Origin of the sequence: Methylobacterium sp. E-025 (genome assembly GCF_022829705.1) — a bacterium.
Classification (GTDB): domain Bacteria; phylum Pseudomonadota; class Alphaproteobacteria; order Rhizobiales; family Beijerinckiaceae; genus Methylobacterium.
This window is the reverse complement of record NZ_JAKSYR010000173.1, coordinates 1-9,383: the sequence shown is the minus strand read 5'-3', so window position 1 is coordinate 9,383 and position 9,383 is coordinate 1. Positions and strand designations below refer to the sequence as shown.

Below are 9,383 nucleotides of genomic sequence, written 5' to 3'. Positions count from 1 at the left end.
CGGAGGGTCGGGGGTCAGCGCGAGTTCGGGCTCTCCGCAGGTCTGAGCTTCCAAAACCCGGCAACGACAACAGCGGCAACAGGCAACGGCAGCAGTGGCAACAACGGCAACCAAGGCAGCGTTCGCACGGCGTCACAAGGTGAACCGCTCGACGGTGAACAAGTGGGAGGCGCGCGGTCACCTCGTCATGACGGTCGACGGTCTGGTCAATGTCGAGGCGTCTGACGACCTGCTGACCAAGCGCCCGGTGGCCTATCGCGGTGGGACGGCGAAGGGTCCGGTGGCGGCGGCGCCACCTTCGTCAGCTGCAGGCGCCAAGTTGGCATCTGCATCGCCCCTCCCGGCTTCCCCCAATCTGGATCCGCCCGCACAGTCCGATGCCGCCGACATGGCGATCGCTGCGCTCAGCACCATCGTCCGCGAGATCGGGGCCTGTGCCGCTCGCCGTGCAGTCGAGTTCGGCGCCACCCTCCAGACGGCCTTCGCTCTCGATGTCGCGACCTGCCTCGATGCCAGTGAGATCGGCGAGCGCTTCCTCGCCAGCATCGGTGCTTCGTCGAGCAGCGGCTACAGCCTCGTCGAGATCGCAGACTCGCAACACAACGGGATCGTCGAGGCCGATTGGCCGGCTCTAGCGATGGCTGCCGGCGAACCGCTCGACCTCAGCGCGCTGGAAGACTGGTTCTTCGCCCTCCCGAGCTTCGACCCGCCCAAGGATGCCTCCCATGGCCGATGATCGCCTGCGCTTAGTCGCCGAAGTCTCCGACCAGTTCACCGGTCCGCTGGGCAAGCTGGAGACAGCGCTACGGCGCGCTGGCGCAGCCGGCACACAGGCCGGCAAGGATCTCAAAAAGGATTTCGAAGGCTTCAACGGCGCACTCGGCAAGACCACTGCCGCACTGCAGGGAATGACGCCGGTGCTCTCCGGGCTCGGCCTCGTCGGGCTCAGTGCCGGTGTGTCGCTCGGGGCTGTCACGGCAGCACTCAGCGGTTTCTCCAAGGGCACGCAGCAGCTGGCGATCATGTCCAAGGAGACGGGCCTCGCCGTCGATCAGCTTCGCGCCTTCAGCGCCTTGGGCGAGCGGTTCGGCGTGTCTGCCGAGACCATGCAAGGCGGGGTGCGCAAGTTCGCCGACGAGATGAGCCAGATGCGGAAGCGCTATGGCCAAACCTACTTCGACCTCCAGCAGATGAACCTCGGCGAGCTGGTCGAGAAAATGGTCAGCTCGCCGAACATGAAAGCGGCGCTCGACACCTTCATGGACTCGGTCTCGCAGATCGGCGACCCGGTGAAGCGCCGGAAGGTCGTCGAGATGATGCTCGGTTCGGACCAGATCGCAGCGGTCGCCGGCCAGCTAACCGGCCGCTACCGGGCGGTGATGGATGAGATCCTGAAGGCTCAGGGCCAGACGACGGATGCCCAGATCAAGGCTGCCCAGCGGTTCGAGACGGCTCTCAGCCGGGTCCGCGAGAACATGGACGGCCTGCGCACCGAGGCCCTGGCTCCGCTGCTCGAACAGCTGTCGGCCCTCGTCGAGAAGTTCGGCTCCGCGGAGTCGATGGCGGCCTTCGCCAAGCAGCTCGAGGAGATCGGCAAGTTCGCCCGCACCACGGTGCAGGAGTTCGAAGCGATCGTCCGCACCTACGAGAAGTTCAAGGAGTTCATCGGGCTCGGCGACCCGTCGAAGAACGTCGAGTTCAAGCCGCTCTTAGGCGGCGGCAGCAGCAAGCCGCTGACCCGTGGCGAACTGGAGGGCAAGCGCGACTCCATCGAGCAGCAGCGCAAGCTTCTCGACGCCAACCCGAACGCGCCAGACTACGCCCGCAAGCGCGATCGGATGACGGAGGAGCTTCGGCGCGTCGGCGACGAGCTTGAGAAGCTGCGGACCTCCGGCGGGGCGACCGCGCAGCCCTCCGGGTTCTCCGGTGTGGCGGGGAGCGGGAACCCGCTGATCCAGCGCGCCAGCTTCGGTGGCTTCGGAGGTGTCCGCTCCAGCCCAGGCGGGTTTGGAGGGCCTTTGCCGACGATGGGCGGCGGGTATGGTGGCGGCGACCCAAACGTGACCGGCGGCGCGAACGGTCGCGGTTATGGTGGCGGTGGAACGCCGGCCATTTCGCCGGGAGCACCCATTCCACATCGCGATGCTATTGACGGCAGAAGCGTCGCCGCCGTGACAGCGAACCCCGGCGCCTACAAGGATGTCCTCGACCACATCGCCCGGTCTGAGGGGACGGCGAACCGCGCAGGTGGCGGCTACAACACCTCCCTCGGTTACGGACGGTATCTGCCCGGCGGCCAAGAGCAGAACCTGACCGGTAAAACGCTGAACGAGATCAGCGCTCTTGGCAATCAGATGCGGCGCCAGCCCGGAAACCCGAACTCATCGGCACTCGGCCGCTACCAGATCGTCGGCAACACCATGCGCAGCCTCATGCGCAAGATGGGGCTGAAGGGCGACGAGCTGTTTGACGAGAGGATGCAGGACCGCATGGGTGCGGAACTGGCTCGCCAGCGAGGCGCAAACGCTACCGGCCTCGGCCAAGAGTGGGCGTCTCTCAGAGGACAGCGCCTTGTTCGCGCCGTCGAACTCATGGGCCGGGTCGATCCTCGGGCCTCGACCATGCCGAATGATCGCGCCCCGGGTGGCAGCCAGCTAGAGACCGCAGGCTCCGGCGAGCGCACCGGCGACAGCATGATGCGCCGGTTCTACGGCGACGAGGCACCAGTGGCGAAGGCGCCGCCTCAGGACCACCGCATGACGATCGACCTCAACGGCTTCCCGCCCGGCACCCGGGCCCGGACCTCGATGGGCGACCTGTTCAAGGAGACGACCGTCTCGAAGAGCCGCCAGGTGGAGGCGATCTGATGCCGGATCCCGATCTTATCTGCGAGGTGCGCACCGAGGGCGGCACCTACCGCGACTGGATACAAGTCCAGGTCGAGCAGAACTTCATGAACGAGGGCTGGATCCGATCCTTCCGCCTCGTCTGTGCCGAGCCGAGCGCAGTCGCCAGCATGAAGCTGAAGCCAGGCGATCGCGTCGACATCGCCCTGGCCGGTCAGGTGGTGATCCAGCAAGGCTACATCCGTGACCGGCAGGCCGTGTTCGACGCCAACCGCCATGCGGTGCAGGTCACCGGCTACGGCAAGGCCGGGCTGATCACGGAGGCCAGCATCAACGGCGGGACGGGGCAGTTCCGGGGCTACAAGCTCGATGCCATCGCGAACTCCGTCCTGAAGCCCTACGGCCTCACCTTCCGCGTCCAGAACGGATCGGACGGTTGGGACACGCCCTTCCCGAACGTCGTGGTCCGCTATGGCGAGACACCCTTCGACCTGATCTCGAGGCTGTGCCGGCAGCGCAACCTGTTCTTCTACGCCGATGCGGTCGGCAACGTGGTGGCCGGTCCGAAGTCCGGCAGCAGCATGGTTGCCTTCGTCGAGGGGCAGAACATCCTCTCGGCGAACTGCCAGCTACGGCACCTAGCAGTAGAGTCGCTGGTCTCGAACTCGCAGCAGCCCGGCTCCGACAGCCTGTTCGGCCGGTCGGCCTCTGAGATCCAGGCGAAGGCCACGGTGAAAGGCGGCACGCCGGGGGCGATACGCAAGGTGCTCGCCGAGATGCCGCTCGACCAGAAGGGCACGCAGTTGCGGACGAATTGGGAAGCGGCTGCCCTACAGAGCATGGCCCTGCAGTTGCAGCTCACCTACCAGGGCTGGCTGAAGCCCGGTGTGGGTAGCCTCTGGGACCCGTCGGACGGCGTGACGGTGAAGTCGCCTATGCTCTTCCCAACGGAGAGTGCGACCGAGACGCTGAAGGTGGCTGGCTACGCCTACACGCAGGATGCCAACGCCGGCACCGCCACGACGCTCGACCTGATCAACACCCTGGCCTGGGAACAGCGCAAGGGCGACGCGACAAAGAACGACGGGTTCTACGACCTCGGCAACGCGCCTGCGCAGCCGGAGGCGGCGACATGAGCGCACATGAAGATAGCGCACCAAAGCGGCACGGACGCCAGCAACCTTTCCATAGGACTCAGAAAGCACATTCTGTTAGCAAAAACGCGCTGTGCGATCTAGAAGGTTCTGAAGCGCGAATGGCGAACTTGAGTCAGAGGGCCGAGCATTCGTTTTACAATTTCGTTGAACCTCTCGATCTGGGGACCGGCATCATGGGCGATGGCCTGTACGCAGAATTGGCGAAGACCCAAGCTTTTCAGAGGCTTCGACAAGTCAGATTTCTGGGGGGCATCGACTATATATTGGTTCCTACCCCAAACGGATCTAAGACTAGATACACAAGATTTCAGCATAGTTTAGGTGTTGCTCGCCTAGCACTGCTATACGCACGTCGCAAAGAGCTTAATTATGAAGATCGGCGCACCTTATATGTAGCGGCCATGTTGCACGATATCGGGCATGCACCGCTGTCTCACTCGCTAGAGCCGATGTTTCTACAGAAATTCGGAATCGAGCACCATAAAGCAACAAGCGATATTATAACTGGACGTGCGGAGTTGGGCCTTGAGGTTTTTAAAGTCTTGCGCTGGCACGGCATCAACGTTGAAAGAGTGAATGCCCTGATAGCGGGAGAAGATAGAGGTTTTGACGGATTGTTTTCTGGTCCAATTAATTTTGACACCATAGAAGGTATCTTACGCTCTCACTCGTATGCGACGGCATCGCCAACGGTTTACAGTCCTGAGGCAATTACTCAGGCAGCAATATTTCGCGATGTTCCAAAGTCAAAAGAGATCGTTGATACATTTTGGTACTATAAAAATTTAATGTATCAGACGGTCATTAATTCAGAGTCCGGAGTTTTGGCCGACTTTGTGTGTCAAAAATTCATGGAAATGAACATACGGCATTTCTCTAAAGATGATTATTTTACGACTGAAGAGGCTATATTCAGGAAAATGCCAGGACTTCGGGAGCTTCTCACAAATAAAAACTTTATGCATTTCGCGCGCTCTTATGCGAAGGAGCCTATATACTATAAGGCGCGAAGTTTTTTCATTGATCAGAATGTGCCATTTCAGACGGGCCCTGATGGGCTCCGCTATCAACAGTCGAGAGAGCAAAAAGCACTCTTGCCTCATTCCACGACTCAGGTAGGTACCTACGGGCCAAGCTGGGATCTGTTTAATGAAAACCCCTTACGAGCGCAGCAAACACTTTTCCGATGAGAAGCTCAAGGCGTTAAGGGAAGGTCTAGGGGGTCTAGTGCCGCCTGGTGAGGCGGTAGTTACCTGCGGCTCATATGCTCGGCGCGAAGCATCTGATAATTCTGATCTTGATTATTTCATTATAACTCAATCGTCTGACGAGCAGCCAGATCACTCCTGGGGAACGAAAGTTCGAGAGGTGATTGGAGGCTTGGTGAAGACAGAGCCAGCTTTAGGCGGCGCATTTTCCGGCGTCATTCACCGAGCGTCAATGACGAAGGACATCGGCGGCGATGGAGACGATAATGCACATTTCACGCGCAGAATGCTTTTTCTTTTGGAGGGAGCCTATCTCGCGAATGAATTTGAAATTCGAAGTTTTCGCCGAGAAATACTTGAGCGGTACATTGGTGATAAAATAACAAATCCGCAGATTGCATTATTTCTACTAAATGATGTTATTAGATATTACAGAACGATGGCGGTTGATTATGAGTTTAAAACTGTCGAGGGAACTAAGCCGAAGCCGTGGGGTCTTAGAAATATTAAATTGGTATTTTCGCGAAAGCTTCTTTACGCAAGTGGCTTATTTAGCGTTGCAATGACTATCGATCGTACTCGAGATAAGAAAATTGAGACGCTTGAGGCCTTATTCGACTTGCCGGTAATTGATAGAATGCAATGTATCTGCGGCCGGAATGCTATGGAAAATGTGCTTGAACGCTACAACGTCTTTCTTGATCGGCTGGAAGACCAGAATGTAAGAGCGCGGCTTACCGCGTTAACTAGAGATCAGCGCAGCGACGATTTATTTCGAGAAATCAAGAACGAAGGACATTTGTTTACGCGAGAGCTGCTCAAGCTTTTTGACAAAAGCTTCGACTCAACTCATCCAATTAGAAAGGCGGTCTTGTTTTAGGAGTGTTTTATTGTGAGGTTAATTTGCAGATTTAAAAACAGCTAGGTGAAGCTTACTTATGATGGCGTACTATCGAAGCCTGCAGGGGCGTAATCAGCTGCGACTTACGAAGGCTCGGTCTGTAGCCAGTCTGTGAACGCGAGTCGGATTGCTTCCGCACGGGAGGGTTTCGCCTCGTGGGCATCAGGGGCTACCTCCCGGATTGCGTCTCCGAGAACCTTCGCGATGTTCGCCGCGATCTTATCCAGCAGCTCGTCCCTTAGGCCGCTCTCGGTGCTGCACGTACCCCCGACCAGCTAGCCCTAAGCTGGTCTCCTACCACGCGTGAAGCAGGTACCCGCCGGCCAGCACGAGGACGATGAGGGTCACGGCCGATATGCCGAACTTCCGCGGCGACCCAGACGCAGAGGGGGTGCTACGCCGCTTGGTCGTTCGGGGGCTGAAGACAACGTTCTTCGGATCTGAAAGGTGCTGGGTCAGGCTGTGGGGCAGCCTGCGCTTCGATCGTCGCCCGAGCATACTCACCTCACTACGACCGCTTCGCCTTGCCGAGCACGGGGTGTATCAGAGATCAGGCACGTCCGCGTCGAGCCAGTCCGCCGCTGCTTTCAGGTTCGGGAACTTTTGCGCCTCGCTCGTGAAAGGCGCCGGAAAGGGCGGGTTGTCGGCGAGCGGTTCGGCTGTCCAATCGCCTTCGTACCCGTCTTGCGACACATCGCGGACCAAGCTGCCGACCACCGCGCCGTCGAGGATGAGATCGAAGCTGCCGGGGGCGAGGCGTTTGAGGGTGTAGGGCATCGACATCTCCAACATCAAAGACGCACGACAAGACCCCCGCTGCCTTGCTGGGCGCAGGGTAATTCGCCGCTACTGCTTCCGCAGCGCTTCCGCAGCGTTGCCAAAACTCTAGGGCAAAACTGCTAAGTCATTGAGAAGATTGGCGCACCCGACACGATTCGAACGTGTGACCTTTGCCTTCGGAGGGCAACGCTCTATCCAGCTGAGCTACGGGTGCTGACCGTGCCGATTTCCTAGCCGATGCCGCTGCGCGGCGCAACGGGGCTGTCGCGGGGTCGAAGGCCGGGGGGATGACGGCGTGGGTCGCCGTTGCCGCGCTCCAACGATCGGCGAGGCGTCACGGCGCATGTCGCCGTCCGCGGCGCGCATCGCGCCATGGTGCCCCGGGCCGGCGAAGCGGGGGATCGGGGTTCTGCGATCCGAGCGAGGCTTCGCACGCCATCCGGGCAAAGTGTTCGAGCGATACCGGTATCCCCATACTGTGGCCCAAACGGCAGACCCGGCGAAAGACGGCACGGCCATCTTGTATCGGCCATGTTTCTGATTGTTTCTGGCGGGCATCCGCGCTGCGACGCTCAGCGCGCAACACCGTTCGAAGCGCCGGCGATGCAGACTCGTCTCGACCGACATCATCCTCCCGCCCTCACGGCCCCGACGCATTCGGGGCCGGCAGGCGGCGCCCTGGCGGCCGTGGGCATCGCGCGGCCCGGTGGGGCGCTGGCGAACCTGCAACTCCTGCGGGCGTTCGCGGCGAGCCTCGTCCTGGTGCACCACGTCGCCGTGTATGCCCAGGCGCTGCGGGGTGCCGCGCGGCCGTTCGCGACCCTCGACACCCTGATGGGCGTCTGGGGCGTGGCGATCTTCTTCGCCCTGTCGGGCTTCCTGATGGCCCGGCTCGTCACCCGCGATGCGCCGCTCGTCTTCCTCGCGCATCGGGTCAGCCGCATCTTCCCGACCTACGTCGCGGTGGTGGCGCTGTCCGCCGGCCTGTTCGCGGCGCTGGGCCAGCAGTTCGGCGGCGTGTCCGTGCTCGCCCTGTCCCTCGCGCCCGGAGGCGCGCGAAGCTCGCCCCTCAACGTGGAGTGGACGCTCGCCCTGGAGCTGTCGTTCTATGTCGGCCTGTTCCTCCTGGCCTCGGCCGGGCAGGCGCGGCGCCTCGTTCCCCTCGCCGCCGGCTGGCTCGTCCTGCTGGCGGTCGCCTTTCCGCTGCTGCCGCCCGACAGCCGCAGCCTAATGCCGCCGCCGCTCTACCTGGTGCCGGTCACGGCGGCCTGTGCGCCCTTCGCGGGCGGCCTGCTGCTGCCGCGGCTGATCGCGTCGGGCTGGATGCGTCCGGCGACGGCGCTCCTCGCCCTGCCCTTCCTGGTGCTCTGCGTCTTCGTCGACACGGCGGCCGCGCGCTGGCTCGGTGGCGTCGCCGCGGTGCTGATCGTGGGCGCCGCCGTCACGGCGCCGCCCGTCCGCCGGGAGGGGCCGGTGGCGCGGGGGACGATCGCGCTGGGGGATTGGAGCTACGTGCTCTACCTCGCGCATCCGCCGGTGCTGCTGCTGGCGGGCTGGGCTTGCCCGCCGGACTGGTCGGGGCCTGCTTATGCCGGCGTCTGCCTCGCGGGCTCGCTTCTGGCCGCCACGCTCCTCGGGCCCCTCGACGTCGCGTTCTATCGGCGCGTTCGCGGGCGGATCGACGCTGTGGGTCCGATCGCGCTGAGGCGGGGCGTGACCGCCTTCCTCGTCGTGTTCACCGGTTGCGCCCTCTGGGGCAGCACCGAGACGGCGCGCAACGACTGGGCCGAGAGCCGGGCCCGCGATGCGGTCGCCGCCCTGCCCGCCCAGGCATGGACGTCGCGGGCGGCGGCCGTGGCGGCCATCGCCGCGCGGGGCCTCGCCCTGCCCCCCACCCTGCGAACGGCCGTCGAGACGGTGGAGCGCATCTCCCCAACGGAGCTCCTGGTCGGGGCCTACGCGCTGGATCCGGACCAGCCGAGCCGAAGCCTGCATCTCGCCCTGTTCTGCGGCGGGCGCCTCGCCGCCTTGGACAAGCCGCGGCGCTTGCGCCGGGACCTCGCGGCTCGGCCCGGCTTCGAAGCGATGGGCGAGCGGCGGATCGGCTATCGCCTGCGCATCCCTGCCGATTCCTGCAGCCGGGAGAACGCGGTTGCGGCGCTCGTCGACGAGACCGGCCTGATGACGGCGCTCGCCGTCCCGCGAGCCGGGTGGTGATCGGGATCTACGTCGGCGGGGGCGGTGGGCGATGACCGGCATGCGTCGTGGCGATGCCGGGCCCTGGTTCGTCGATTGCATCCGCGTTCCGCCGCGTCGCCGAGCGCGACGCCGCGACCTGTGATCCGAGCCGAGGAGCGCACATGCCGACGCATCACGAGATCCCGGCCACCCCCGACAAGATGGTGCTCGGCTACTTCGACGCCGCGCTGCCGCCGGTGCTCGAGATCGCGTCCGGGGACACGGTCACCCTCCATTCCTTCCCCGCCGGCGG

The 9,383-nt window shown here is 62.8% G+C and carries 7 protein-coding genes, 1 tRNA gene and 1 pseudogene; 7 read left to right on the top strand and 2 right to left on the bottom strand.

Annotated elements, in window-relative coordinates; genetic code table 11:
- Positions 1-139 precede the first annotated feature (139 nt).
- The 5 genes from MKK64_RS25260 to MKK64_RS25240 are packed head-to-tail and all read left to right on the top strand — an operon-like array spanning position 140 to position 6,091.
- The gene (locus MKK64_RS25260; RefSeq protein WP_243938345.1) at positions 140-736 is read left to right on the top strand and encodes a hypothetical protein; all 597 of its coding nucleotides are present in this window, start codon (positions 140-142) and stop codon (positions 734-736) included.
- The gene (locus MKK64_RS25255) at positions 726-2,867 is read left to right on the top strand and encodes a hypothetical protein (protein ID WP_243938342.1); all 2,142 of its coding nucleotides are present in this window, start codon (positions 726-728) and stop codon (positions 2,865-2,867) included. Before MKK64_RS25260 ends, MKK64_RS25255 begins: the two co-directional genes overlap by 11 nt.
- Positions 2,867-3,982, top strand: coding sequence for a phage baseplate assembly protein (locus MKK64_RS25250; protein WP_243938340.1), 1,116 nt, complete (start codon positions 2,867-2,869; stop codon positions 3,980-3,982). The genes MKK64_RS25255 and MKK64_RS25250 overlap by 1 nt, the downstream gene beginning before the upstream one ends.
- Complete coding sequence (locus MKK64_RS25245) at positions 3,979-5,193, top strand: HD domain-containing protein (RefSeq protein WP_243938338.1); 1,215 nt, start codon at positions 3,979-3,981, stop codon at positions 5,191-5,193. The genes MKK64_RS25250 and MKK64_RS25245 overlap by 4 nt, the downstream gene beginning before the upstream one ends.
- Complete coding sequence (locus tag MKK64_RS25240; RefSeq protein WP_243938336.1) at positions 5,153-6,091, top strand: hypothetical protein; 939 nt, start codon at positions 5,153-5,155, stop codon at positions 6,089-6,091. The genes MKK64_RS25245 and MKK64_RS25240 overlap by 41 nt, the downstream gene beginning before the upstream one ends.
- Before the next feature lie 564 nt (positions 6,092-6,655).
- Here MKK64_RS25240 and MKK64_RS25235 read toward each other — a convergent pair.
- Complete coding sequence (locus tag MKK64_RS25235) at positions 6,656-6,889, bottom strand: hypothetical protein (protein WP_243938334.1); 234 nt, start codon at positions 6,887-6,889, stop codon at positions 6,656-6,658.
- Between the two features lie 140 nt (positions 6,890-7,029).
- Positions 7,030-7,106, bottom strand: a tRNA-Arg gene (locus MKK64_RS25230).
- Positions 7,107-7,495: 389 nt separating this feature from the next.
- Here MKK64_RS25230 and MKK64_RS25225 point away from each other — a divergent pair.
- Both MKK64_RS25225 and MKK64_RS25220 read left to right on the top strand, forming a co-directional pair.
- Entirely contained in the window at positions 7,496-9,109 is a 1,614-nt protein-coding gene (locus tag MKK64_RS25225) for an acyltransferase family protein (protein WP_243938333.1), read from the top strand.
- Positions 9,110-9,252: 143 nt separating this feature from the next.
- Positions 9,253-9,383: pseudogene (locus MKK64_RS25220) on the top strand (amidase); the annotation flags it as partial.

What these genes read in the sequence shown, in the direction of transcription:
- MKK64_RS25255 (WP_243938342.1), top strand. Translation starts at nt 726, where the DNA reads ATGGCCGATGATCGCCTGCGCTTAGTCGCCGAAGTCTCCGACCAGTTC.
- MKK64_RS25250 (WP_243938340.1), top strand. Translation starts at nt 2,867, where the DNA reads ATGCCGGATCCCGATCTTATCTGCGAGGTGCGCACCGAGGGCGGCACC.
- MKK64_RS25240 (WP_243938336.1), top strand. Translation starts at nt 5,153, where the DNA reads ATGAAAACCCCTTACGAGCGCAGCAAACACTTTTCCGATGAGAAGCTC.
- MKK64_RS25225 (WP_243938333.1), top strand. Translation starts at nt 7,496, where the DNA reads ATGCAGACTCGTCTCGACCGACATCATCCTCCCGCCCTCACGGCCCCG.
- MKK64_RS25235 (WP_243938334.1), bottom strand. Translation starts at nt 6,889, where the DNA reads ATGCCCTACACCCTCAAACGCCTCGCCCCCGGCAGCTTCGATCTCATC.
- MKK64_RS25245 (WP_243938338.1), top strand. Translation starts at nt 3,979, where the DNA reads ATGAGCGCACATGAAGATAGCGCACCAAAGCGGCACGGACGCCAGCAA.